Origin of the sequence: Nakamurella leprariae (genome assembly GCF_016918035.1) — a bacterium.
Classification (GTDB): domain Bacteria; phylum Actinomycetota; class Actinomycetes; order Mycobacteriales; family Nakamurellaceae; genus Nakamurella; species Nakamurella leprariae.
Genome location: NZ_JAERWK010000010.1, coordinates 84,010 through 108,352, shown reverse-complemented (window position 1 = coordinate 108,352; position 24,343 = coordinate 84,010). Strand labels below are relative to the sequence as shown.

At 73.4% G+C, this 24,343-nt stretch carries 19 protein-coding genes, 1 other RNA gene, 2 pseudogenes and 1 riboswitch; of the genes and pseudogenes, 15 read left to right on the top strand and 7 right to left on the bottom strand.

Translation table 11 applies throughout. The features are described from left to right. Positions 1 to 40 precede the first annotated feature (40 nt). The 4 genes from JL106_RS08065 to dhaM all read left to right on the top strand — a co-directional run bounded on the left by JL106_RS08065 (position 41) and on the right by dhaM (position 5,211). On the top strand, positions 41 to 811 hold the full coding sequence (locus JL106_RS08065) for a hypothetical protein (protein WP_205260187.1): 771 nt from the start codon (positions 41 to 43) through the stop codon (positions 809 to 811). A 132-nt stretch (positions 812 to 943) separates the two neighbouring features. Next, positions 944 to 1,945 carry a dihydroxyacetone kinase subunit DhaK gene (gene dhaK, locus JL106_RS08060; protein WP_205260186.1) on the top strand — a complete coding sequence of 334 codons (1,002 nt, stop codon included), beginning with the start codon at positions 944 to 946 and terminating at the stop codon, positions 1,943 to 1,945. A gap of 1 nt (position 1,946) precedes the next feature. After that, positions 1,947 to 2,630 carry a dihydroxyacetone kinase subunit DhaL gene (dhaL, locus tag JL106_RS08055; RefSeq protein WP_205260185.1) on the top strand — a complete coding sequence of 228 codons (684 nt, stop codon included), beginning with the start codon at positions 1,947 to 1,949 and terminating at the stop codon, positions 2,628 to 2,630. A 154-nt stretch (positions 2,631 to 2,784) separates the two neighbouring features. Continuing rightward, positions 2,785 to 5,211, top strand: coding sequence for a dihydroxyacetone kinase phosphoryl donor subunit DhaM (dhaM, locus tag JL106_RS08050; protein ID WP_205260184.1), 2,427 nt, complete (start codon positions 2,785 to 2,787; stop codon positions 5,209 to 5,211). 47 nt (positions 5,212 to 5,258) lie between these two features. Here the strand turns inward: dhaM and JL106_RS08045 are convergent, their stop codons facing one another. The 5 genes and pseudogenes from JL106_RS08045 to JL106_RS08025 all read right to left on the bottom strand — a co-directional run bounded on the left by JL106_RS08045 (position 5,259) and on the right by JL106_RS08025 (position 9,411). After that, positions 5,259 to 6,290 carry an ABC transporter substrate-binding protein gene (locus JL106_RS08045; protein WP_328841764.1) on the bottom strand — a complete coding sequence of 344 codons (1,032 nt, stop codon included), beginning with the start codon at positions 6,288 to 6,290 and terminating at the stop codon, positions 5,259 to 5,261. Between the two features lie 180 nt (positions 6,291 to 6,470). After that, positions 6,471 to 7,235 carry a thiaminase II/PqqC family protein gene (locus JL106_RS08040; RefSeq protein WP_205260182.1) on the bottom strand — a complete coding sequence of 255 codons (765 nt, stop codon included), beginning with the start codon at positions 7,233 to 7,235 and terminating at the stop codon, positions 6,471 to 6,473. Continuing rightward, positions 7,226 to 7,325, bottom strand: a riboswitch (TPP riboswitch). Its footprint overlaps the gene before it by 10 nt. Before the next feature lie 159 nt (positions 7,326 to 7,484). Further along, positions 7,485 to 7,700, bottom strand: a pseudogene (locus JL106_RS22470) (carboxylesterase family protein); the annotation flags it as partial. A 95-nt stretch (positions 7,701 to 7,795) separates the two neighbouring features. Beyond that, positions 7,796 to 7,960 carry a carboxylesterase family protein gene (locus JL106_RS21570; RefSeq protein ID WP_407940127.1) on the bottom strand — a complete coding sequence of 55 codons (165 nt, stop codon included), beginning with the start codon at positions 7,958 to 7,960 and terminating at the stop codon, positions 7,796 to 7,798. A gap of 143 nt (positions 7,961 to 8,103) precedes the next feature. Then, the gene (locus tag JL106_RS08025; RefSeq protein WP_205260180.1) at positions 8,104 to 9,411 is read right to left on the bottom strand and encodes a CpaF family protein; all 1,308 of its coding nucleotides are present in this window, start codon (positions 9,409 to 9,411) and stop codon (positions 8,104 to 8,106) included. 407 nt (positions 9,412 to 9,818) lie between these two features. Between JL106_RS08025 and JL106_RS08020 the strand changes: the two genes are divergently transcribed. The 3 genes from JL106_RS08020 to JL106_RS08010 are packed head-to-tail and all read left to right on the top strand — an operon-like array spanning position 9,819 to position 14,067. Next, positions 9,819 to 10,802 (top strand): LLM class flavin-dependent oxidoreductase, encoded by a 984-nt coding sequence (locus JL106_RS08020; RefSeq protein ID WP_407940126.1) that lies wholly within the window; start codon positions 9,819 to 9,821, stop codon positions 10,800 to 10,802. A gap of 56 nt (positions 10,803 to 10,858) precedes the next feature. After that, on the top strand, positions 10,859 to 11,389 hold the full coding sequence (locus JL106_RS08015; RefSeq protein ID WP_205260178.1) for a cupin domain-containing protein: 531 nt from the start codon (positions 10,859 to 10,861) through the stop codon (positions 11,387 to 11,389). After that, the gene (locus JL106_RS08010; protein WP_205260177.1) at positions 11,386 to 14,067 is read left to right on the top strand and encodes an AMP-binding protein; all 2,682 of its coding nucleotides are present in this window, start codon (positions 11,386 to 11,388) and stop codon (positions 14,065 to 14,067) included. The genes JL106_RS08015 and JL106_RS08010 overlap by 4 nt, the downstream gene beginning before the upstream one ends. A 313-nt stretch (positions 14,068 to 14,380) precedes the next feature. Here the strand turns inward: JL106_RS08010 and JL106_RS08005 are convergent, their stop codons facing one another. Continuing rightward, positions 14,381 to 15,721, bottom strand: coding sequence for a hypothetical protein (locus tag JL106_RS08005; RefSeq protein WP_205260176.1), 1,341 nt, complete (start codon positions 15,719 to 15,721; stop codon positions 14,381 to 14,383). 333 nt (positions 15,722 to 16,054) lie between these two features. Between JL106_RS08005 and JL106_RS08000 the strand changes: the two genes are divergently transcribed. From JL106_RS08000 to JL106_RS22465, 8 genes and pseudogenes are all read left to right on the top strand, one after another. After that, the gene (locus JL106_RS08000; protein ID WP_205260175.1) at positions 16,055 to 16,906 is read left to right on the top strand and encodes an inositol monophosphatase family protein; all 852 of its coding nucleotides are present in this window, start codon (positions 16,055 to 16,057) and stop codon (positions 16,904 to 16,906) included. Positions 16,907 to 17,000: 94 nt separating this feature from the next. Next, entirely contained in the window at positions 17,001 to 17,690 is a 690-nt protein-coding gene (gene ftsE / locus JL106_RS07995; protein ID WP_205260174.1) for a cell division ATP-binding protein FtsE, read from the top strand. Between the two features lie 115 nt (positions 17,691 to 17,805). After that, positions 17,806 to 18,708, top strand: coding sequence for a permease-like cell division protein FtsX (gene ftsX / locus JL106_RS07990; RefSeq protein ID WP_205260173.1), 903 nt, complete (start codon positions 17,806 to 17,808; stop codon positions 18,706 to 18,708). A 164-nt stretch (positions 18,709 to 18,872) separates the two neighbouring features. Continuing rightward, a complete protein-coding gene (locus tag JL106_RS07985) occupies positions 18,873 to 20,468 on the top strand; it encodes a carboxylesterase/lipase family protein (protein ID WP_205260172.1) in 1,596 nt (531 codons plus the stop codon). Positions 20,469 to 20,703: 235 nt separating this feature from the next. Then, a complete protein-coding gene (gene smpB, locus JL106_RS07980) occupies positions 20,704 to 21,234 on the top strand; it encodes an SsrA-binding protein SmpB (RefSeq protein ID WP_205260171.1) in 531 nt (176 codons plus the stop codon). 151 nt (positions 21,235 to 21,385) lie between these two features. After that, positions 21,386 to 21,764: a transfer-messenger RNA gene (ssrA, locus tag JL106_RS07975) on the top strand. Positions 21,765 to 21,989: 225 nt separating this feature from the next. After that, positions 21,990 to 23,549 (top strand): annotated as a pseudogene (locus tag JL106_RS07965) (sodium-dependent transporter). Further along, positions 23,546 to 23,680, top strand: coding sequence for a methionine/alanine import family NSS transporter small subunit (locus JL106_RS22465; RefSeq protein ID WP_407940120.1), 135 nt, complete (start codon positions 23,546 to 23,548; stop codon positions 23,678 to 23,680). The pseudogene JL106_RS07965 and the gene JL106_RS22465 overlap by 4 nt, the downstream one beginning before the upstream one ends. 72 nt (positions 23,681 to 23,752) lie before the next feature. Here the strand turns inward: JL106_RS22465 and JL106_RS07960 are convergent, their stop codons facing one another. After that, on the bottom strand, positions 23,753 to 24,307 hold the full coding sequence (locus tag JL106_RS07960) for a dihydrofolate reductase family protein (RefSeq protein WP_205260168.1): 555 nt from the start codon (positions 24,305 to 24,307) through the stop codon (positions 23,753 to 23,755). Positions 24,308 to 24,343: the final 36 nt, after the last annotated feature.

Here is a 24,343-nt window from a genome sequence, read left to right as displayed (position 1 = left end):
CCCGGCGTCGGCCGCGGGCGGTGACGTGCACACTGCAGGGGTGGATCCCCGCCGCGCGTCCGTCCGGTCCCTGCTCGCCGGGCTGCCCGGCCTCCGCCCCCTGACGGAACTGCCCGGGCCCGGTGACCTTCTCCGGCTCGCCGGTCGAGCCGTCGGCGCCGTCGAACAGGCCGTCGGGTTGGTGCCGCGGTTGGTCACCGTCGTCGGCCAGGTCGAGACGCTGATGGGCCGGGTGACCTCCCTGCTGGAGCGGATCGAGCGCACCGACGACCGGGCCGACGACCTGGTCCGGCGCACCGCCGCGGTGATCGACGGAGCGGAACAGTCCGTGCGGCGCACCGACGCGGTGATCGACACGGCCGCCCCGTTGGTGGACCGCACCGGTGTCGTGCTCGGGGATGCCGAGCAGCTCGTCGACCGGGCCGCTCCGCTGCTCACCGCGGTGCAGCCGGTGCTGGAGCGGCTGCTGCCCATCGCCAGTCGCATCGCCGACACCACCAGCCCCGACGAGGTCGACGCGGTGGTGAAGCTCATCGACCAACTGCCCGATCTGGTCGCCCACCTGGACGCAGACATCGTGCCGATCCTGGACACCTTCGGGACGGTCGCCCCGGACGTCCGGGACCTGCTGGACATCGTCCGGGAGCTCAACGAGATGCTCGCCTCGGTGCCCGGCCTGGGCAAGGTGAAGCAGCGCATCGAGGAGCAGCAGGCCGCCGAGGACGACGAGACCCGGCTCGCCCGGTACACCGCCGACGAGGTCCCACCGTCCGCGCCCGCCCGCAAGGAGCTCGTCGCCGACGTCGGGTGATCGGGATCCCTGATCTGCCAGTCGGTCGATCGGGCGGCCGACCGGCTCGGCTGATCGGCCCTGTCGGGGCTGCGTGCCAGGATGACCGGCGAGAGTCGTCGGAGCAGACGGCGGACGAGGACGAACACGCCCGTGAAGAAGATCATCAACGACCCCGCTGACGTGGTCCGCGAATCCCTGGAAGGGCTCGCGGTGGCGTTCCCGGACACGCTGCGGGTCCAGCTCGATCCGGCCGTGGTGAGCCGGGCCGACGGGCCGGTGACGGGCAAGGTGGCGCTGGTGTCCGGGGGCGGCAGCGGACACGAGCCGCTGCACACCGGCCTCGTCGGGCTCGGCATGCTCGACGCCGCCGTTCCCGGCCCCGTCTTCACCTCGCCCACTCCCGACGCGGTGCTGGCCGGGGTGCAGGCGGCGGACGGCGGCGCCGGCGTGGTGCTGCTGGTCAAGAACTACACCGGCGACGTGCTGAACTTCGAGGTCGCCGCTGAGTTGGCCGGCGCCGAGGGTGTGCCGGTGCGCACCGTGCTCATCGACGACGACGTGGCCGTGGAGGACTCGACCTTCACGGCCGGTCGCCGGGGCATCGCCGGCGCGGTGCTGGTCGAGAAGATCGCGGGGGCGGCCGCCGAACGCGGCGACGGGCTCGATGCGGTGGCCGAGATCGCCACCCGGGTGGTCCGCGGCGTGCGGTCCATGGGGGCGGCGCTGAGCGGCTGCACCGTGCCGCACTCCGGTGAGCCGTCGTTCACGCTGGCCGAGGACGAGATCGAGCTGGGCATCGGCGTGCACGGCGAGCCGGGTCGGCGGCGGATGCCGCTACCACCGGCCGACGCCCTGGTCGCCCAGTTGCTCGATCCGGTGCTGGACGATCTCAGGGCGGAGGCGGGCGACCGGGTGCTGCTGCTGGTCAACGGCATGGGCGGCACCCCGCTGGCGGAACTGCACCTCGCGGCGCGGGCCGCGCACGGCAGGCTGGGCGAGCGTGGCCTGCAGGTGTCCCGGATGCTGGTCGGCAACTACGTGACCGCCCTCGAGATGCAGGGGATGTCGCTGTCTGTGTTGAGATTGGACGACGAGATGCTCGCGCTGTGGGACGCTCCGGTGCGGACGCCGGCGCTGCGTTGGGGGGCCTGAGATGACGACCGGCACTGCCGGACACGAGACCGTCGGTCGGGGATGCACCGCCGAGTCGGTGGTCGACGCCCTGCGGGGCGCCGCCGACGCGGTGATCGCCGACAAGGCGCGGCTCACCGCGCTGGACCGGGAGATCGGCGACGGCGACCATGGCGAGAACCTGGCCCGCGGCTTCACCGCCGTCCTGGCCAAGCTCGACAGCCAGAGTTTCGCCACGCCCGCCGCGGTGCTGAAACTGGTGGCCACGACGCTCATCTCGACCGTCGGCGGCGCATCCGGTCCGCTGTTCGGCACCGCCTTCCTCCGCGCGTCGACGGCGTTGGGCGACCACACGGAACTCACCGGCGCGGCGGTCGCCGCGGCGTTGGCCGCCGCCCGGGACGGGGTGGTGGCGCGCGGCAAGGCCGAGCCGGGTGACAAGACCATGGTCGACGCGTTGTTCGCCGCCGTGGGCGCGGCGCAGCACGCCGACCGCGAGGGCGGGACAGCCCGGCAGGTGCTCACCGCGGCCGCCGATGCGGCCGAGAAGGGTGCAGAGGCCACTGTGCCCCTGCGAGCCCGCAAGGGCCGGGCCAGCTACCTGGGGGAGCGGTCGATCGGCCACCCGGACCCGGGTGCGGTGAGCATCGCGCTGCTGCTGCGCACGCTGGCCGCGACGGCGGACACCTCCGGGCGGACCGACTGAACGGGTGCAGGGCCGGCAACGTCGCCGGCAGCGGGACCCTTCCGGTCCATGCGGGATCACGGCCGGTGGCACGGCCGGACCGTCGGCCGGCGCCCGTCCGGCGCCGACCGGCGTCGGGACTGGGGTCGGGACTGGGGTCGGGAAGGAGCGCGACGTGACGGTGGGACTGGTGCTCGTCTCACACAGTCGTGACCTGGCCAACGGTCTGGCCGACCTGGCCGGCCAGATGGCGCCGGAGGTGGTCATCGCGCCGGTCGGTGGCGACGGCGACGGCAACCTGGGGACCTCCTTCGAGGGCGTGATGGCCGCGCTCGAACGCGCCGACACCGGCGACGGCGCCGTGCTGCTCTACGACCTGGGCAGCGCCGAGATGACCGCGCAGACCGCGCTCGAGTTCCTGGAGCCCGAGCAGGTCGCCCGGATCCGGGTGGTGGACGCGCCGCTGGTCGAGGCAGCGGTGGCGGCCGCGGTCACCGCGACGGGCGGCGCCGACCTGGACGAGGTGGTGCGGGCGGCCGAGTCGGCCCGCGGGGCGCCCGGTTCGCCGCCCGCCGCGGAGCCGACCGCGGGAGTCCGCGAGGCGGGAACCGGAGCCCTGACGGCGGACGTCGAGGACCGGATCGCGGTGGACGACCGGGCGCAGGCCCGCGCGACCCTGCGCAACCCACTGGGCCTGCACGCGCGGCCCGCGGCCGCGTTGGTCCGGTCCGTGGCCCGGTTCCCCGCCCAGGTGGAGCTGGCCGGGCACGGGTCGGCCTGGGTGGACGTGCGGTCGGTGCTGCGGGTGGTCGCACTGGCGTTGCGCGGTGGCGACGAGGTGGCCCTGCGCGCCTCCGGTCCGGCCGCCCGGGCTGCGCTGGACGCCGTGGTTGCGCTCATCGGCACCGGGTTCGGCGAGGTCGCGCCGAACGGGACGGCCGCGGCCGACGCGGTTCGTCCCTCGGCGCCGTCCGGGCCGGTGCGGGGGCCGGTGCCCGACGCGCCCGGCATTATCCGCGGCGTCGGTGGGTCCGTCGGGCTGGTGCTCGGACCGGTGCGGCGGCTGCAACGCCGGCCGGAGGACCTCTCGACGCTGCTCGGACCGGCGGACGGAGCAACACCGGTCGACGTGCAGGAGCAGGCGCGGCGGCTGGACTCGGCGATCGCCGAGGCGGCCGCGCTGCTGGCGGTGGGCACCGAGTTCCAGGCCGCGCACGCGGTGCTGGTGCAGGACCCCGACCTGCGCACTGCGGCCGCGGCACGCCTGGCCGACGGCGCGGAGCGGGCCTGGTGGACGGCGGTCACCGGCCGGGCCGCGGCGATGGCGGCCGACCCCGACGAGTTCGTCGCCGCGCGCGCGGTCGACGTGCTGGAGGCCGGAGCCGCGGTGCTGGACGCGATGGGGCTGCGGCTCGACCGGGTGCCGGCGTCGCTGGACGGCGCCGTGGTGGTGACCGAGGACATCGGCCCGGCGGAGGTGCCGGTGGTGGCCGAGCGCGGCGCCGCCGCCCTGGTCCTGGCCCGCGGATCGATCACCGCGCACGCCGTCATCGTGGCGAGGGGACTCGGCCTGCCGATGGTGCTGCGCGCCGGTGGACGGCTTGCCGCGCTGATCGACGGGTCGCCGGTGGTGGTCGACGGGGCCGCGGGCACGATCGAGGTCGACCCCGACGGTCCGCGGCTGACCGCCGTCCGGGCGCGGATCGAGGCGCACGACCGGCTCGCGGAGGAGCAGCGGTCTCGGGCCCGGGAGCCCGTGGTGCTGCCCGACGGCCGGCCGATCCGGATCATGGCGAACATCGGGTCGGTGACCGACGCTCGCGCGGCCTGCCGGTTCGGCGCCGACGGCGTCGGGCTGCTGCGCACCGAACTGCTGGTGCTGGACCGCGCGGAGCTCCCGAGCGAGGACCGCCAGGCGGCGGACCTGGCCGAGCTGTTGGACGCGGCCGGCACCGGCCCGGCGATCATCCGGGTGCTCGACGCCGGTGGGGACAAGCCCGTCCCGGCCCTGGATCTCGATCCGGCGCGCAACGGGTTCCTCGGTCTGCGCGGGTTGCGGTACCTGCTGGCCAACCCGTCGGTGCTGCACACGCAGCTCCGGGCGATCTGCCGGGCGGGGGTCGGTCACCGGGTCTCGGTGATGGCGCCGATGGTGACCGTGGCGCAGGAGATGCTCGCGTTCCGCACCGCCGTCGACGAGGCCGTCGCCTCCCTGGTCGCGGACGGTGTGGACCACCGCCGGCCGGAGCGGATCGGCGCCATGGTCGAGGTGCCGGCCGCGGCGCTGGCCGCCGACGAGATCTGCGCGGTCAGTGATTTCATCTCGATCGGCACCAACGACCTGACCGGCTACCTGGCCGCCGCCGACCGGACGTTGCCGTCGGTGGCCGACCTGCTCGATCCGGGTTCCACGGCGATGCGCCGACTGCTGGACACCGTGTGCGAGATGGCCGTGGCCTCCGGCACCGAGCTCGCGGTGTGCGGCGAGATGGCCGGCACCGCGCAGTTCGCCCGAGAGCTGATCGACCGTGGCGTGCAGGAGCTCTCGATGGCCCCGGCGCGGATCCCGGTGATCAAGGAGCTGCTGCGCGCCCAGGCATGAGCCGGGCCGCCGCCGGTGGCTCCGGCGGCGGCCCGTGCACCAGGTCGTCAGTTCCCGGTGACGGGCAGGTGCGCGTCGGTGAACATGCCGGCGAAGTCCGGTTCGGCGCTCAGCGGTTCGCCGTCCGGGCCGACGAGCAGGCCGGCGTCGTACAGGAACTGGCCGTAGTCCTGCCACTGCGCGGCCGTCTGGGTGCCGACCACGCCGTCCCCGTCCCGCATCAGGTCGGCGGCCAGCATGCGCTGGCTGTCCCGGACCAGGTCCTCGTCGCTGAAGACGCCGGGGTTGGCGTCGATGAGGAGCTGCGCGGCGGCGTCCGGGTCGTCGGCGGCGAACTGGTACCCGCGCTGCAGGGCCCCGACGAAGGCATCGGCCGCCTCCGGGTACTGTCCGAGCCAGTCCCGGTTGCCGTCGATGATCACCGCGTAGGCGTCCGGGAATCCGAAGTCGCGGTACTGGAACCACTTCAGCGGCGCGCCGGACCGCTCGGCCTCCAGGCCCTCCCAGGCCACGAACGGAATGGTGAAGTCGGCGCGGCCGGAGTACAGCGCCTCGTAGGCGGAGGTGCCCAGCACCACGGCGGTGAACTCACCCGTGCCGCCGTCGCTGCGGATCACCTGCCGCAGCTGCGGGACCTCACTGGGTTCACCGAACCCGGCGTAGGTCAACCCGTCCAGGTCGCGTGGCGAGGCGATGTCGTCCCGGTCGGCCCGCACCGCGATGGCGGTCGCCCAGTGCTGCAGCACGGCGAGCACGGACACCACCTGCGCGCCGGCGGCCTGCGACATGGTGGACGACTCCTGGTAGCTGATCCCGAAGTCGGCGGCGCCACTGTCGACCAGCGTGTCGGGTGATGCGCTGGTGTACGGCAGGATCTCGACGTCCAGGCCGGCGTCCGCGAACCAGCCCCGCTGCTGGGCCACGTACAGGCCGGTGTGGTTGGTGTTCGGCGTCCAGTCCAGCGCGAACCGCACCGTGGTGCGCTCGGTGTCGCCGGACCCGGAGCCGGAGTCAGGGCCGTTGCTGGAACTGGGGCTACCGCCACAGCCGCTCAGCAGCAGGGCGGCCAGCGTGGTCACGACGGTGATTGACCGCACGCTCCGCCGGCGGCGGGTGGATCGGACGGTGGGGTGCGGGGATGCGGGCACGATGGGTTCAACGCCTCTCGGGGGTGCGCCGGCGGACCGTCGACGGGACGGCGGGCGGCGCGGGGAGCCGGCGCGCGACGGCGCAGCCGGAACGGGAACGGGGGATCGGGCTCAGACCGGCCAGGGCACGCGGTGCAGCGCGGTGTCCCAGAAGAGCAACTCGTACCGGCTGGCCAGCAGGAACGCCTCGGTCATCCGGTCGCGTTGCTCGGGCGTGGCCGCCGCCGCGGCCGCGTCGACCAGGGCCCGGGCCGTCGCGACCGACGCCTGGAACTCGGCACCGTCGTAGGTGGCCACCCAGCGGGCGTACGGGTGGTCGGGATCGGTGGTCAGCACCGCCGCGGCATCGGTCGCCAATCGGCTGCTGACGTCCGCGTAGATCCAGTAGCAGGGGAGCACGGCGGCGGCGGCGACCGGGTACGGCGCGGTCGCGGCCGTGGCGATCAGGTACGACACGTAGCCCAGGCAGGTCGGCGAGTGCTCCGCGGCGGCCCGCTCGGTCCGAGCGAGATCTGCTGCAGGATCTGCGGTCTCGTGCAGCCGATCACCGGCCAGCAGTTCCTCGTGCAGTCCGGCTTCGACCAGCACCGCGGTGGAGGCCGACGACGCCCAGAACGCCGCGGCCTGCGGGTCGGGCGCCGCGGCCGCCAGCAGGGCCAGCGCCTTGGCGTACCCGGCCAGGTAGAGCGCGTCCTGCTCCAGGTAGTACCGGAACGCCGGCACCGGCAGGGTGCCGCTGCCGAGCTGCTGCAGGAACTCCAGCTCGTCGATCGCAGCGCGGACGGAAGTGGCCTGCTGCCACAGGGTGTCGGTGAACCGCGCAGCACCGGACGGACTCGGTGCGGGTGGCTGGACGAGGGCAGACAGCGACGTCATGGCGACATCCCTTCGCTAGTACGAACTAGATCAGGTTCAACGGGTCTTTCTCAGCCCGGCCGCCTCGGCCGGGCACCCCGTGTCGCGGGTCAGAGTAACCCGTCCGCCGGACGTCGCCGGCCGGGTCGTCAGGACCAGAGCTCGCAGTGGTCGTCGGCGGCGAACGTCGCCGCCGCGACCGGGGTGACGTCGTCGGGCGCCAGGCGCAGCAACGGTCCGCCGGTTCGCGTCCAGCGGCTGGGCGGCGAAGACGGTGTTCATGAACAGCGGTCCCTCGTCCTGGACGACGCCGATGAGCACCGGCACATCGGCCGGCCGCGCGGTTGCGAGCACGTCGGACGGCCGCTCCGGCAGGGTGGCCGTGCCGACCGCCGGGCTGAAGGAGACCTCGGACGGAACGGCCGGCAGCGCGTCGGCGGGGAGCGCGCGCAGGCAGTCGACCGCCGTGGCCGGATCCGGGCAGCCGGCGGCGGCCGCCTACCGGACGCTCTGCTGTTGCCGCGCTTCCCGCGGGCGCCAGGTGTCGAGCGCGACACCGGCCCCCGGCAGGAACGCGTCGATCACGACGCGTCCGAGCAGGTGGCCGACTGCAGCACGGCGCGCGCGAAGAGACCCGACGTGCTGGGCGACGCCAGCTGGGCGCAGACGCTGTCGCTGCCCCCGGACTCGCCGGCGATGGTCACCGCGCCGGGATCGCCGCCCAACGCGGCGATCTCGTCCTGCACCCACTGCAACGAGGCCTGCTGGCCGAGCAGCCCCTCGCGCCGCCGCCGTCCACGCCGGGTCGGTCGAGGAACCCGAGCAGGCCCAGTCGGTCGTTGGCCGCCACCACGATCACGTCGCCCCGGGTGCGTTCCTGGTCTCGGACTCAGGACCGGTCGGCCAGCAGGTCGGCCAGTCGGTAGCCGTACCGCTCGAAGCGTTCCTCGTGCGGTGGGAAGCCACCGGCCCGGACCAGCCGGCCGTCCCGGGTGGCGAAGATCTCGGCCGTCTCGATGACGCCGGCCTCGACCCGGCCGGGCAGCGCGACGATCTCGCGCACCCGGCGGGAACCGTCGGGTTGCACCCCGACGTGCACGACCAGGTCGACGGACGCGGCCACCGTGGGCACCACGAAGGCGTCGGTGACGTTCTCGCCGGCCAGCAGCGGCAGCGTGCACAGCTTCACCACGGCCTCCCGCGCCGAGTTGGCGTGCAGGCTGCACATCCCGGGCAGGCCGCTGTTCAGCGCGATCAGCAGGTCGAGCGACTCCTCCTGCCGGACCTCGCCGACCACGATCCGGCTGGGCCGCATCCGCAGTGCCTCCTTGACCAGCCGCCGCAACCGGATCTCGCCGTGTCCCTCGAGGTTCGGTTGCCGGGTCTGCATGGCCACCACGTCGGGCAGATTCGGGCGGAGCTCGAAGACCTCCTCGGCCGTGATGATCCGCTCCCGCGCCGGGATGGAGTTGATCAGCGCGTTCAGCAGCGTGGTCTTCCCGGCCTGGGTGCCGCCGGCCACGATGACGTTGAGGCCGCAGACCACCGCCGCCTCCAGGAACCGGGCGGCGTGCGGCGTCAGCGTGCCGAGCGCCACCAGGTCCTCGAGGCCGTTCGCGGCAACCACGAACTTCCGGATGTTGACGCTGATGTGCTCCCGGGTGATGTCGGGGATGACCGCGTGCAGCCGGCTGCCGTCCGGCATCAGCGCGTCGACGAACGGGCTGGACAGGTCGAGCCGCCGCCCGGACGGCTTGAGCATCCGCTCGACCAGGTCCCGCACCTCGCCCGGTGAGAACACCACCGTGGTCAGCTCGGACAGGCCGCGGCGGGCGACGAAGACCCGGCCGGGCGCGTTGATCCAGATCTCCTCGACCTCGGGGTCGTCCAGGTGGCGCTGCAGCGGGCCGAACCCGGCCAGCGCGTCGAAGACCTGCTGCACCGCGGCCGCACGGTCCAGCAGCGGCGGCAGCGACGACGTGGCCACCCGTTCCTCGTAGTGGCCGATGACCTCGTCGATGAGCAGTCGGGTCGAGCGGTGGTCGACGATCGGATCGATCCCGCGCCGCCGGATGAGTTCGGCGACCTCGGCCTGGATGTGGTCGGCCGCCGCGGTCGGTTCCGCGCTCGATCGGGCTGGTGGTGCTCCGGCGGCGGTGGCGGATCGGTCCGGCAGGGCGGCGGTGACTGCGGGCATCGGCGGTCCTGGCTGTCGTCGGCGGTTCCGGTTCCGGTTCCGGTTGGGCGCCGGTGCGGGCGGCGTCCCGGCGACGCTACGACAGCCGGGCGGAACCGTCCGGGCGGTCTTCGCGCGGTTCGTCGTCGCTGCGAAGGCGAGCGGATCGCCGGATCGAGGAGGGCCGGAACCGGGCCTGGTCCGTCCGGCCGGGCCGACGGCGGAACGATGACTCGTCCGGGTCATGGTCCGCGGTGACGCGTGCGGAGCGCGGCCCGATCGTCCCCGATCGGGCCGCTGGATGCACCCCGACCCATCACGATCGGTGACACCTCGCGTGGTGCCATCCCGACCGTCTGCCGCCAATGGTTCAATGCCAGCCGCACCCTGCTCACCCAGCGCATCCATCCACGACGCGGGAGTTCGCCCTGGAAATCAACTGCGCGTTCGCCACGAGTGTCGCGACGCCCGACCACATCGTTCGTGCGGAGCAGCTGGGGTACCAGCGGGCCTGGTGCTACGACTCTCCATCCATCTACGCCGACGTCTGGATGGCCCTGGCCGTCGCCGCCGTCCGCACGTCCCGGATCCGAGTGGGAGTCGGGGTGGTGACGCCACACGTGCGTCACGTACTCGCCAATGCCGCGGCGACGGCCCACCTGGCCGCGCTGGCGCCCGGTCGCACCGACCTGGTCGTCGGCTCCGGCTTCACCAGCTCCGCGCTCATCGGCCGGAAGTCGGCCCGCTGGGTCGACGTGGAGCAGTACGTGCTGGCGCTGCGGGCCCTGCTCGCCGGCGAGTCGGTCGAGTGGGACGGCAGCACCGTCGCGCTGCTGCACGGCGAGGCATCCGGGGTCCGGCTGCCGGTCGACGTCCCCATCTGGATCGCCGCACACGGACCCAAGGGGTTCGCGGTCGCCGACCGGGTCGCCGACGGCGTGCTCACCAACCCGTTGCACGGCAAGGACCGGATGGCCGACGAGGGCCCCTGTTCGATCACCTTCCAGGGCACGGTGCTCGACGACGGGGAGTCCGCCGACGACCCGCGGGTGCTGGCCGCCGCCGGACCGGGCGCCGCCCTGGCCCTGCACATGGGGGAGTACGGCCCGGTCGCCGGGCACCCGGACCAGGTCGGGCACGCGGCCGAGCTGGCCGCGGTGCCCGAGCACCGCCGGCACCTGGAGACCCACCGCGGACACCTCATCGAGGCGAACGAGATCGACCAGCGGTATCTGTCGGGCGAACTGGTGCTCCGGACCACCATGACCGGAGATCGCCAGGAGGTGGCCAGGCGGCTGGCCGCGCTGCGCGACGCCGGAGCCACCGCCGTGCTGTACCAGCCGGCCGGCCCGGACATCCCGCGTGAGCTCGAGACGTTCGCCGAGGCGGCGGCGCTCATCGACCAGGTCTGACCCGCACCGCTGTGCACTCCTGCCTGCCCCGCCCACTCGAACAAGGAAGTCAGCTCATGAGCGTCCGCCGCGTCGTCACCGGCACCGTCGAGGGCCGCAGCACCGTCGTCTCCGACGGCACCCCGCCCCGCACCGACGAGATCACCGCCGTTCCCGGGTTCGTCTCCTCGCTGGTCTGGGCGACCGACCCGACCTCGCCGAGCGACCACCAGGACCCGACCGCGGCGGTGACCTCCTTCGTGCCGCAGCCCGGCGGCACCCGGATCATCCACCTGACCCTGCCGCCGGACAGCGTCTACGCCTCCCCGGAGTTCGATCCCGCGTTGTCCGCACAGCAGCAGCTGGCCGCCTCGCCCGGGCTGGCCGAGCTGTTCGAGCCGGACGCCCCGGGCTTCCACACCACTCCGACCACCGACTACGGGGTGGTGCTGTCCGGTCGCGTCGTGCTGGAGCTGGACGACGGTCACACCACCGAGCTGGCTCCCGGTGACGTGGTCGTGCAGAACGGCACCCGGCACGCCTGGCGCAACCCGTTCGCCGAGCCCGCCCGGGCCGTCTTCGTCCTGGTGGGAGCCCGCCAGCAGTGACCTCCGGCGACGCTGCGGTCCCGACGGCCACCGGTCCGGACTTCCGCGCCCATCCCTGGCGGCGGACCGTGCGCCGGGTGCCGGCCAACACACCGGCTGATGCGGACGCCGGGCTGCTGGCCCGGCTGCGCACGGTGATCGCCGCCCAACCCGACGCCGTCGCGCTCGTCGACGACGAGCGGTCGATGACCTTCGGCGAGGTGGCCGAACTGGCCGCCCGGACCGCTCGGGCGGTGGCCGGCCTGTCGTTCCGGCGCTGGCACCCGGACGCCGACGACACCGAGGTCGACCCGGTCGCCGTGCTGGCCGCGCACCGGGCCGAGACCGTCGCCGCGGTGATCGGGGTCATCGCCGCCGGGTCGCCGGTGGTGGTGCTGGACCACGCCCTGCCGCATCCCCGGCTGCTGCAGTACCTCGAGGGGTCGGGGGCCCGGGCGGTGGTGCACGACCCAGCCCATCGCGACCGGGCCGAGCGACTGGCTGCGGCCGCTCCGGCCGGTCGACCGCTCACCCTGGTGCCCATCCCGACGGGCGACGCGCTCGCGGACCCCAGTGCCGACGCCCGGGCCCGGGCCGGGGACCTGGTGCCCGAGGGGCAGCCGGAGCCAGAGGTGCTCGCACCGGCGGCCCTGGTGTTCACCTCCGGTACCACCGGTCGGCCCAAGGGCGTGGTCTACGACCACCGGCTGTTCCCGCGCAGTGCCTGGAACGTCTCGGTCCGCGACGGCACGTACGACGCCGACGACGTGCTGGCCAGCGTGCTGCCGTTGGGCTTCTCGGCAGGTCTGGACCACACTCTGGCCGGCCTGCAGGTCGGCGCGCGTCAGCACCTGCGCGACCTCCGCGCGGCCGGCACCGGCGACGTGCTGGCCTGGCTGCGCGGCAGCGGCGTCACCGTGGTGAACACCACGCCGTCGATGGGCCGCGCGCTGGTCGCGCTGGTCCCCGACGGTGAACGGCTGGCCGACTTCCGGTCACTCACCCTGACCAGCGAGGCGATGCACCACAGCGACGCCGCCGCGTTGCGGGCGGTGCTGCCGCCGGACTGTGCGCTGTCGAACCGGTGGGGCGCCAGCGAGACCGGACTGGCCTCGGTGCTGCCGCTGGTGCCGGGGGAGTCCGGCGAGCCCGGGCAGAGCGGCCAGTTGCCGGTCGGCTGGCCGGTGACCGAACTGCAGCTCGAGGTCGAGCCCGAGCAGGATTCCGCCCCTGGCACCGGAGTGGTCACCGTCACGGGCCGGTACATCGCCCGGCGGTACTGGCGGGACCCGGTCAAGACGGCGGAGTCCTTCGCCGAACTGCCCGACGGGCGGCGGCGGTTCCGCAGCGCCGACGTCGGCCGCATCGACGAACGTGGCTGCTTCCTGCTGCTCGGGCGACGGGACCACAGCGTCAAGGTCCGCAGCTACCTGGTGGAGCCGGGCGAGGTCGACGCCGCCCTGTTCGCCCTGCCCGACATCCGCGAGTCCGTGGTGGTCGGCGACGACAGCGCCGGCCGCACCCGGCTGGTCGCCTACGTGGTGTCCACCGCCGAGAAGCCCGCCGCGGCCTCGGTCCGTTCCCGGCTGCGCGAGGTGCTGCCGCCGTGGATGGTGCCGGAGACCGTCGTGTTCCTGGAACGGCTGCCGCGCACCGAGCGCGGCAAGATCGATCGGTTCGCCCTGCCGCCGGCGCCGCTCTTCGTACCGGGTGGCACCCCGCCCCGGACCGACTGGGAGGGTGTGGTCGCCGACCTGTGGGCCCGGGTGCTGCAACTGCCCGAGGTCGGCGTGCACGACGACTTCTTCGAACTGGGCGGCGATTCGCTGGCCGCCGAGGAACTGCTGGCCCTGGTGGCGATCGAGCTGCGCATCCCGGACGTGGACTCCCAGGCGCTGCTGGAGTCGGCCACGGTGGCCGAGTTCGCCCACGCCCTGCAGGGCGGGATGCCGACGGACCGCCGGTACTCGACCCTGGTGCCGTTGCGGCGGGAGGGGACCGGGCGGCCGCTGTTCTGCTTGGCCGGCGGTGGCGGTCTGGCGATGGCGTTCGTCCCGCTGGTCCGGCACCTGCGCGACGACCTGCCGGTCTGGGGACTGCAGGCGCACGGGCTGGAGCACCGCGCTGTGCCGGACTGGTCGGTCGAGGCCGCCGCCCGCCGCCAGGTCCGGGCGCTCCGCTCGGTGCAGCCGCACGGCCCGTACCGCCTGCTCGGACACTCCTTCGGGGCCGTACTCGCCGTCGAGGTGGCCCGGCAGTTGACCGCGGCCGGCGAGACGGTGGACGGCCTGGTCGTGGTGGACGCACTGCCGCCGGGCTCCCGGGTGCCCGCCGACCGGTCGCGCTCCCGGCTGCTGCGGGCCCGGGACGTGGTCGGCATGCTGCTCTCCGGGATCGGGCCCGACCGTGGGCAGGGGCAGTATCCGCGCTTCTACCGTCAGGCCCGGTTCCTCACCCGTCGGTACCGACCGCAGCCCTGGACCGGGCGTGCCCTGGTGGTCGCCGCTGACGGTCCGGACCGCGACCAGCGGATGGCCTGGGGGCGGACGCTGAACGGTCCGTGGTCGGTGGTGCACCTGCCCGGCGACCATCACTCGGTGCTGCGGGAGCCGCACGTGCGTGGGTTGGCCCGGTCGGTGGCCGATTTCCTGGAACGGACGGACGCGGCGGCAGCGGACTCCGACGCTGGGCCGCAATGATCAGGCGGCTTGATGGTCAAGATGGTTGATGCATTGTCCGCATGACGGTGCGGAGGACACCTTCGACCGGATGCTGCGACTGCAGGCCGTGCTGCAGGACGACCTCGACGCGTTCCTGGACGAGCACGGGCTGACCGGGCGCCGGTTCGGCGGAGGTCCGGCCACCACGGTGTCGATGAGCACCCGTCAGGCCGCGTCCAGGTCAGCGCCGGCGGGGGAGCGGTCGGCGACCTCCAGGACGAGCAGACCGTGCGCCCGGGCCCACACGCTGCGGGCCTGGGCTGGCGCAGTGCCGGCGGGCAGGTGGGTGACCTCAGTCGGCGGAAACGTCGTGGTCGGCGGACTCGGCCGGGGCGGTGGCGTCCGGGTCGGTGACCTCGATCCCCAGGGAGCGGGCCAGCTCGATGGCCTTGGCCCGGTCGAGTCTGGCGCGACGGACCGCGAGCCGGGCGTCGTCCACCCTGCGGTGTGCATCGGTGAGCAGCTCCTGCACCACTCGGACCCGGTCCTGCGTCTCCATCAGGTCGGCGCTCGCGATGCCGACCGCGGCGTCCGCGTCGGCCAGCACGGCCCGGGCCCGCTCTCGGGCCGTCGCCTCCGCCTCCTCGGCGGCGCGGCGGGCGGCCACGGCCGCGGCGGCAGCGACGGCCAGGTCCTCGGTCGACCGGCGCAGCGCCGAGACCGATCGCGGTGCCGCCCCGTCCGGTCCGGCGTCCGGACCGGCGGCGCGCGGATCGGCCGAGGGCCGCTCCGGCCTGGGGCGGCCCGCCGCCCTGGGTGACGGGTCGGGCGACGGCGCCGGGCGGACACCGGACCGCACCGGCCGGCGAGCGATGGCCGGGCCGAACGGCGCAAGCCGGCGCGGGGTCGGGGGTGCGACCGCCGACCCCGGGTCGTGGTCGTGGTCGTCGTCGTGCCCGGCGTCCTTGTCCTCGGCGTCGCCCGAAATGTCGCGGCGGTCCAGGTCGTTCGCCACGTCATCCGGGTCCTCCTCGGCGGGATCGCGGCGCTCGCCCGGTGCGCGGCCCGGCGGCGACGGGCGCGACGCCACGGCCGCGGCCAGCAGGTCGACCAGACTCGGACGAGCGTCCGGCGCGGGAGTGCGGGCCTCACCATCGCTCTCGGTGCCGCCGCCGACCGTCGCCTCGTCCTGGCCCAACGCTTGCTCGGCGAAGGCGTCCCAGAGCAGCGGTCGGCTGACCACCCCGCGTCGCACCGTCGCCGCGGCGTCCGGGTCGGCCAGGGCGGCGGACAGCGTCGCGGTCACCTCGTCCCGGAAGGCGGCGGACGGGTCCGGGTCACCGACCAGGGCGCCGGCCGCGGTGACCAATCGCGGGAGCAGGGTGCGCCTTCGCCGGGTCAGCTCACGCATGGCGGCGGCGTCCGCCGTGCGGTACGCCGCCCGCAGCTGGTCCCCGACCTCGAGCAGCTGTTCCAGCGACGCCGGTTGCCGGCGGGCCAACCGGTTCACCGCGTCCGCGCTGCGGGTCGGCCGGCGCAGCGCGCCGATGGCTCGGGCGGCAGGCCGGTCGCCCGCGGCCCGGGCGGCGCGGACCAGCGCCGTGCGCTCCACCAGGAAGGCGTCGGGCTCGACGCCGTAGAGGACGTTCCGGGCCCGTTCGACGAGCGCGCTCGGTGCCAGCCCACTGCTCACCAGATCATCCTGCGCCACGGAGCGAGGACGGAGCGAGGGACGAGCGGAGGACGCAGCGACCAATGACACGGAGCGAGGACGGAGCGAGGGACGAGCGGAGGACGCAGCGACCAATGACACGGAGTGAGGACGGAGCGAGGGACGAGCGGAGGACGCAGCGACCAATGACACGGAGTGAGGACGGAGCGTGGCACGAGCGGAGGACGCAGCGACCAATGACACGGAGCGAGGACGCAGCGACCATCAGACGGTGATGCCGTCGCGCGGTCGGCCTGCTCGGCCGGAACTGGGCGGACCTGGGTCGACGGGCGTGAGCGCCCTACAGTGTCGGCCGTGACCGACCCGCACCACACTGTTCCGTCCGAGCAGGACTCCGGCGCCCCGGACGACGACCTGGCCGTGGCGCTGGCGCTGGCCGACCTGGCCGACGCGGTCAGCCTGCCGCGGTTCGGCGCCGGGGACCTGCAGGTGACCAGCAAGCCGGACCTGACGCCGGTGACGGACGCCGACCTGGCCGTCGAGACCGCCCTGCGCCGGCACCTGGCCGCGGCCCGGCCCACGGACGTGGTGGTCGGCGAGGAGTTCGGGCTGGGGGACACCGGTGCGGGCCAGAACGGTGACGCCGTGGCCCGCCGGTGGGTGATCGATCCGATCGACGGCACCAAGAACTTCGTCCGCGGGGTCCCGGTGTGGGCCACGCTCATCGCCCTGTTCGTCGGCGACGAGATCACCACCGGGGTGGTGTCCGCCCCCGCGCTGGGTCGCCGCTGGTGGGCCGGCGCCGGCCGCGGGGCGCGCACCAGTGCGTTCGGCGGTCCGTCCCGGGTGTGCCGGGTCTCGGGCGTGGCCGACCTGGCCGACGCGTCCCTGTCCTACTCCGAGCTGGGCGAATGGGAGCAGGCGGGCGCCCTCGAGCCGTTCCTGCGGCTGCAGCGGTCCTGCTGGCGGACGCGGGCGTACGGCGACTTCTGGTCCTACGTGCTGGTCGCCGAGGGAGCCGTCGACCTGGCCGCGGAGCCGGAGCTGTCGGTCTGGGACCTGGCCGCGCTGGTGCCCATCGTGACCGAAGCCGGCGGGCGGTTCACAGATGTTCGCGGAGCGACGGTTGACTGGTCGACGACCAGTGCCATTGCTACCAATGGGCGGCTGCATGCTCCCACGGTGGCGGCGCTGACCGCGTCGTAGCGACTGCTGTTCGGCGTGAATCGCTCGATCGGCGGTTGTCGGTCGGAGTGTTGATCACGGACCGGTAACGGGAACGTGGTTAGTATGTGCACCCGTGATTCACCTGGCGAACGTCTCCAAGCGGTACAAGACGTCGACGCGACCCGCGTTGGACGGCGTCGACCTCGACGTCGACAAGGGCGAGTTCGCCTTCGTCATCGGCCCGTCCGGCTCCGGCAAGTCCACCCTGCTGCGGATGCTGCTGCGTGAGGAGCTACCGACGTCCGGCACCCTCGAGGTCGACGGCAATGACCTGGTCCGGATGCGGGCCGGGCGGGTCCCGGCGCACCGCCGCCGGATCGGCTGCGTGTTCCAGGACTTCCGGCTGCTGAACAACAAGACCGTCGAGCAGAACGTCGGCTTCGCCCTCGAGGTGATCGGCCGGTCGCGGGCCGCGGTCAAGCAGACCGTGCCTGAGGTGCTCGAGATGGTCGGGCTCGAGGGCAAGGCCAAGCGGCTGCCGCGGGAGCTCTCCGGTGGTGAGCAGCAGCGGGTGGCCATCGCTCGCGCGTTCGCCAACCGGCCGATGCTGCTGCTCGCCGACGAGCCCACCGGCAATCTGGACCCGGACACCAGCGCCGACATCATGCTGCTGCTGGAGCGGATCAACCGCACCGGCACCACCGTGTTGATGGCCACGCACGACAACTCGATCGTCGACTCGATGCGGCGGCGGGTCATCGAACTGCAGCTGGGCAAGGTCGTCCGCGACGAGGCGCGTGGCGTCTACGGCGTCGGCCGCTGACGGAGCCTCCGCCTCCGCCTGAGCCGATCCCACCCCGCCCTCCGACCCGACCCCGGTACGACCCGAACGACGCCCAGCCCCGGCGGCCCGACCCGGCGGCGCACGAGAGGAACCCATGCGAGCCGGCTTCATCCTCGGCGAAGTCCTGAACGGCTTCCGCCGGAACATCACCATGACCGTGGCGATGATCCTGACCACCGCCATCTCCCTCGGGCTGCTGGGCGGCGGGCTGATCCTGGCCCGGATGACCGATCAGATGCGGGAGATCTACGGCGACCGCGTCGAGGTCACCGTGTACCTGACCGTCGACCAGTCGTCGTCCGACCCGGACTGCCGCGACGACGTGTGCCAGGCGCTCAACACCTCGCTGCAGAACAACCCCGAGGTCGCGAGCATCGAGTACGAGAGCCAGGCCGCCGCCTTCCAGCGCTACCAGCAGCAGTTCGCCGGCCAGCCCGAGCTGCTGGAGATCGGCACGCCGGAGGCGCTGTCCGCGTCGTTCCACGTCCGGCTCAACGACCCGCAACGGTTCCGGGTCATCGCCGAGCAGTACGCCGACGAGCCCGGCGTCGAATCGGTGACCGACCAGAGCGCCTTCCTGGACCGGCTCTTCTCGCTGCTCAACGGCATCCGCAACGCCACCATCGTGATCGCGCTCATCCAGGCGCTGGCCGCGTTGCTGCTGATCTCGAACATGGTGCAGGTGGCGGCGTTCACCCGACGCACCGAGACGTCGATCATGCGCCTGGTCGGCGCCACCCGATGGCGCACCCAACTGCCGTTCATGATCGAGGCGGTGCTGGCCGGGGTCATCGGCTCGGTGCTGGCCATCGCGGGGTTGGTCGCGGCCAAGTTCTGGTTCATCGACAAGGCGCTGGGCTCGGTGATCAGCTCGGGCATCCTGCCGCCGGTCGACGGGGCCACCCTGGTGTGGGTCTCGCCGATCCTGGTCGCCATCGGCGCCGGGCTGGCGGCCGTGTCGGCCTGGGTGACGCTCCGGCTCTACGTGCGACTCTGACCCGGTGCGCTCCCGGATCGGGCGATCCGATCGGGGAGCGCACGGACTCGCCGGTGACGCGCGCTACGGTTCCGGTCGGTCGACCCGCGATCTCCGCTGGTCGGCGGCCGACGTGCGGACCCGGTCGGGGTGGGCCGGGTGCGCCTGCCGATGGGGGAACACGAATGGCGATCTCCGAGCTGTCCGGCGCGGCCCAGCGTCCGGTGGTGGACACCGGCTCCGGCCCGGTCCGCGGGCTGGACGACGGCACGGCCCGGATCTTCCGCGGCATCCGGTACGCGGCCCCGCCGACCGGGGCGCTGCGCTGGCGGGCGCCCGAGCCGCCCGAGCCGTGGACCGAACCGGCCGACGCCCTCGCCTTCGGCGCTGCGGCCCCGCAACCGGTCAACCCGCTCATCGACCTCGGGCCGGGCACCCGCCTCGACGAGGACTGCCTGTTCCTGAACGTCACCACCCCGACCGGCCCGCCGCCGGCCGATGGGTGGCCGGTGATGGTCTGGATCCACGGCGGCGCGTACTCGGTGGGGTCGACCAGTCAGCCGGTGTACGACGGCCACGCGCTGATCCGGGCGTCCGCCGCGGTCGGCGGCATCGTGCTGGTCACCCTCAACTACCGGCTCGGTCCGCTGGGCTTCCTGGACCTGAGCAGTCTGAACGAGCACCTGCCGGCCGGTGCGACGACGTTCCAGTCCAACCCGGCGCTGCGTGACGTGCTGCTGGCCCTGCGCTGGGTGCAGGACGAGATCACCGCGTTCGGCGGGAACCCGGGCTCGGTGACCGTGTTCGGCGAGTCGGCCGGCGGCGGCCTGGTCACCACGCTGCTGACCATGCCGGGGGCGGCCGGCCTGTTCCACCGGGCCATCGCCGAGTCGTCGCCGGCCACGTCGATGTACGGGGCGCGGCGGGCTGCGACGGTGACCGAGCTCTTCCTGAGCGGGCTCGGACTGCGACCGGAGCAGGCGGGCCGGCTCCGGGACATCCCGGCCGACCGGCTCACCGCGGCCGGTGCCTCGCTCGTCTCGGCCGTCCCGGCCCGGACGCCCGGCGTGCTGGCCTTCGCGCCGGTCATCGATGGCGACGTGCTGCCCGAGCACCCGGTCGACGTCTTCGCGGCCGGCCGCGCGCTGCCGGTGCCGCTGCTCATCGGCACCAACAAGGACGAGGCCAGCGGCTTCGCCCGGATGAAGTCGCCGATCATGCCGGTGGAGCCGGACACCATCGCGGCCATGCTGGCCGCGGTCGCCGCGGACCAGCCCGAGGTGCTGATGCCGGACGAGGCGCACATCCAGGCCGCGTACCGCGACCTCAAGCAGTCCAAGGTCGGTCTGGGCATCGCCCGGGACATCGGCTTCCGCATGCCCACGGTGTGGGTCGCGCAGGGCCAGCAGCAGATCGCGCCGACGTACCTCTACCGGTTCGACCACGCACCGCTGTTCCTGGAGCTGATCGGCATCGGGGCCAGCCACGCCACCGAGCTGCCGTACGTCTTCGGCAACCTGCAGTCCCGCGGGCCGAAGGATCTGACCTTCAAGCTCGGCGGGCTGCGCGCGGCCCGGCGGCTGTCGGCCCGGATGCAGCACCGATGGCTGTCCTTCGCGGCGACCGGGGTGCCCGCAGCACTCGGCGACGGCCCGTCCTGGCCGGCCTACACCGATGACCGACGCCCCAGCATGGTGTTCGACCGGCGGGAGCACGTCGTCGACGACCTGGACGCGCCGCTGCTGCAGGCCTGGGGGAAGACGGTCCTCAGCTACCGCTAGGAGGAGTCGCGCGAGCGAGGGACGAGCGAGCGCGGGCTCGGACCGTCGAGCTAGGAGGAGTCGCGCGAGCGAGGGACGAGCGAGCGCGGGCTCGGACCGTCGAGCTAGGAGGAGTCGCGCGAGCGAGGGACGAGCGAGCGCGGGCTCCGACCATCGAGCAGTGATCCACCGAGCGCCTCCGCCGCCCGCGAAATCGATCGAGGTCGTCGGGGGCGGCCGTTACCCTGGACCGGCCATGGCCGCGAAGCAGACCCACACCATCGTCCGACCCACCCCGGGCCGGGCCTCCAGCAACCGCCCGACCGGGCGGAAGCTCATCGCCCAGAACAAGCGGGCCCGTCACGACTACATGATCCTGGACACCTACGAGGCCGGGATCTCGTTGACCGGCACCGAGGTCAAGTCGCTGCGCGCCGGGCGGGCGTCGCTGGTGGACGGGTACGCCACCGTCACCGACGACGAGGTGTGGCTGCGCGGCGTGCACATCGCCGAGTACGCCGAGGGCACCTGGACCAACCACGCCCCGCGCCGGGCCCGCAAGCTGCTGCTGCACCGGGCCGAGATCCTCAAGATCCTGCACCGCACCCGGGAGTCGGGCATCGCGTTGGTGCCGCTGTCGCTGTACTTCGTCGACGGCAAGGTCAAGGTGGAACTCGGCGTCGCCCGGGGCAAGCGTGAGTACGACAAGCGGCAGAGCATGGCCAAGCGGGACGCCGAGCGCGAGGTGGCCCGGGAGATGGGCCGCCGCTTCAAGGGCCAGCGCTGACCGGCGCCGACCAGCCGGGAACAACCGGCTCGTCGGGGCCGTTGGGTATGCTGGTCGAGCACGACGGATCGGGAGAGCTGCCCGATCTGCACCGGCACGGCAGTACCAGCAGGACCGCATGACATGGTCGTGCCGCCACCGGCGACCCCTCGGGGGTGATCGGTTTCGACAGTGGCCGTGGAGTGAGGAGAAGCGGGCCGAGGAAGGCGACGATGATCTCGTGAACCACCCGTCGCAACCAAAATCAAATGCCGAGAACAAATCTCAGCAGGAGTTCACCCTCGCCGCCTGAGCGAGACTGAACTCTCGTCAGACCGGGACCGCCTCCGGCCCGGACCCTGACGTCAGCTAGGAGGCTCACCGCCGGGTCCGGTCACGGGGCCCGACGGGACATCTCGCAGTGACTGGGCCTGTCGCACCACACTTGTTCGCGTGATTGGTGGGGCCGAGTAGGGACAGAGCGAACTGCGCCCGGAGAAGTCCTCTCGAAGCGACATTGGACGCGGGTTCGATTCCCGCCACCTCCACATGGAACCGCCCCGGCCATCCGCCGGGGCGGTTCGTCGTTCCGGGCCGGTGCTCCGACGCGCGACCGGGCCGGGACCTACCATCCGTCCCGACGGTGCGATGCCCACGCCCCGTGAGGTTCGTCCCCGGCGGATCGGAATGCAGGAGGCCGCAAGAGGGCGACGACGGGACCGGAGACGAGTCAGTCCGACGACGAACGCCGGCGGGGCCGGTTCAGCTCGCGACGGGTGTTCATCCTGGCCGCCATCGGCTCGGCGGTCGGGCTGGGCAACATCTGGCGTTTCCCGTACGTGGCCTACGAGAACGGCGGCGGCGCCTTCGTCCTGCCCACCTGGTCGCCCTGCTGACCGCGGGCCTGCCGTTCCTGCTGCTGGACTACGCCATCGGCCACCGCGGCCGCGGCTCGGCGCCGCTGTCGTTCGCCCGGTTGCGTCGCCGCGCCGAGGGGCTCGGCTGGTGGCAGGTCGGGATCTGCTTCGTGATCGCCGTCTACTACGCGGCGGTCATCGCCTGGGCGGCCCGCTACACCGTCTTCTCGTTCGACCAGACCTGGGGCGCCGACCCGGAGCGGTTCTTCTTCGACGAGTTCCTGCAGGCGGGGGAGGTCCAGGTCACCGCGGACGTGGTGCCCGGGGTGCTGGTGCCGTTGCTCCTGGTCTGGCTGGCCGTCCTGGTCATCATGGCGCTCGGCGTCCAACGGGGGATCGGCGCGACCTCGGTGGTCTTCATCCCGGTCCTGGTCCTCGCGTTCGCCGCCCTGGTCGTGCAGGCCCTGCTGCTGCCCGGCGCGGCCGCCGGGCTCGACGCGCTGTTCACCCCGGACTGGTCGGCGCTGGCATCGGCGTCGGTCTGGGCCGCGGCGTTCGGCCAGATCTTCTTCTCACTGTCCATCGGCTTCGGGATCATGATCACCTACGCGTCGTACGTCGGGCGTCGCGAGGACATGACCGGCTCGGGACTGGTCGTCGGGTTCTCCAACTCCGGGTTCGAGTTGCTCGCCGGGATCGGCGTGTTCGCCGCGCTGGGGTTCATGGCCCAGGCGAACGGGGTCGCGGTCGGCGAGGTCGCCGGCGACGGGATCGGGCTCGCCTTCGTCGCCTTCCCGGCCATCATCAGCGAAGCGCCGGCCGGTGCCCTGCTCGGTGTGCTGTTCTTCGGGTCACTGGTCATCGCGGGCATCACCTCGTTGGTCAGCGTGCTCGAGGTGGTGATCTCCGCCGTCCGGGACAAACTCGACGCCGGTCGTCTCACGGCGACCCTCGCCGTCGGGGTCCCGGCCGCGCTGATCAGCCTGATCCTGTTCAGCACCACGAGCGGCATCCACGTGCTGGACGTCGTCGACCACTTCGTGAACCAGTACGGCATCCTCGTCGTGGCGCTGGTCAGCATGGTGATCGTCGCCTGGGTGATCCGGGACCTGACCGGCCTGGGGAACCACCTCAACGTCCACGGCCGACCGCGGGTCGGGACCGGCTGGCGGGTGCTGACGAGCGTCGTCGCCCCGGTGGCGCTCACCGTCGTCCTGGTCTTCGCGCTCCGCGACGATCTCTCCGCCCCGTACGGGGGACTACCCGGCGTGGCTGTTGCTGAGTTGCGGGTGGCTCCTGGTGGCGGCCCTGCCGCTGATCGGCTTCGTCATCGCCCGGCTGCCGTGGCGCGCCGGGACCCACCTGGACGGGCCGCTGCCTGGTTCGGACCCGGCTGCCCCGCTCCGGGCCCGCCCGGCGGCCGACCCCCTTCCCGGGCCGGGCTCGGCGACCGGGCCCGGCGGGGGAGGACGGCGATGAGCACGTCCGCGATCGTGATGATGGTGATCGCCATGATCGTCATCTGGGGCGGCCTCGGCCTGGCCATCGCGAGCCTGGTGCGGCACGGCGCCGTCGAGGACCGGGGCGAGGAGGCGCGGACCGATCGCTGAGCCCTGGCGACCGGTGCGGGACCGTGCGCCCGTCCCCGGCTCGCTCGCGCAGGTGAGCCGACGGCGCGATGCTCAGTCCGGTCGCCGCACCCGGTAGCGCAACCGGGCGGTGCCCGACTCCCACACCTGGCCCTCCAGCAGGTCGAGGCGCACCGGCCGGTCCGGATCGACCAGCGGCGTGCCGCGGCCCAGCGCGATCGGTGCGACCAGCAGCTCCAACTGGTCGATCAACCCGGCGGTGAGCAACGAGCGCATCAGGACGAGCGACCCCCAGACCAGCACGGCGCCACCGGGCTGGATCTTCACCGACCGCAGCCAGGCCGCGGCGTCGCTGGTCACTGCCGCCGGTGGCCGATCGCCCCAGGGTGCGGCGGTCAGCGTCCGGGACGCCACCACCTTGGGGACCGCGTTCACGTACTCGGCCATCGGCTCGCCGGTCGCGGTCGGCCAGAACGAGGAGAAGGTCTCGTAGGTCCGCCGGCCCAGCAGTACGACGTCGACGTCCCGCAGCAGCGCGATGTTGGCCCGCTCGCTGGGCGCGGGATCGTCGATCGCCTCGAACAGGTCCTGTCCGCCGTTCGGTCCGGCGGCGAAGCCGTCGACCGACACCCACTGCTGCGCCAGCACGATCCGTCCGTTCACCGCGACGCCCCGTTCGGTCGG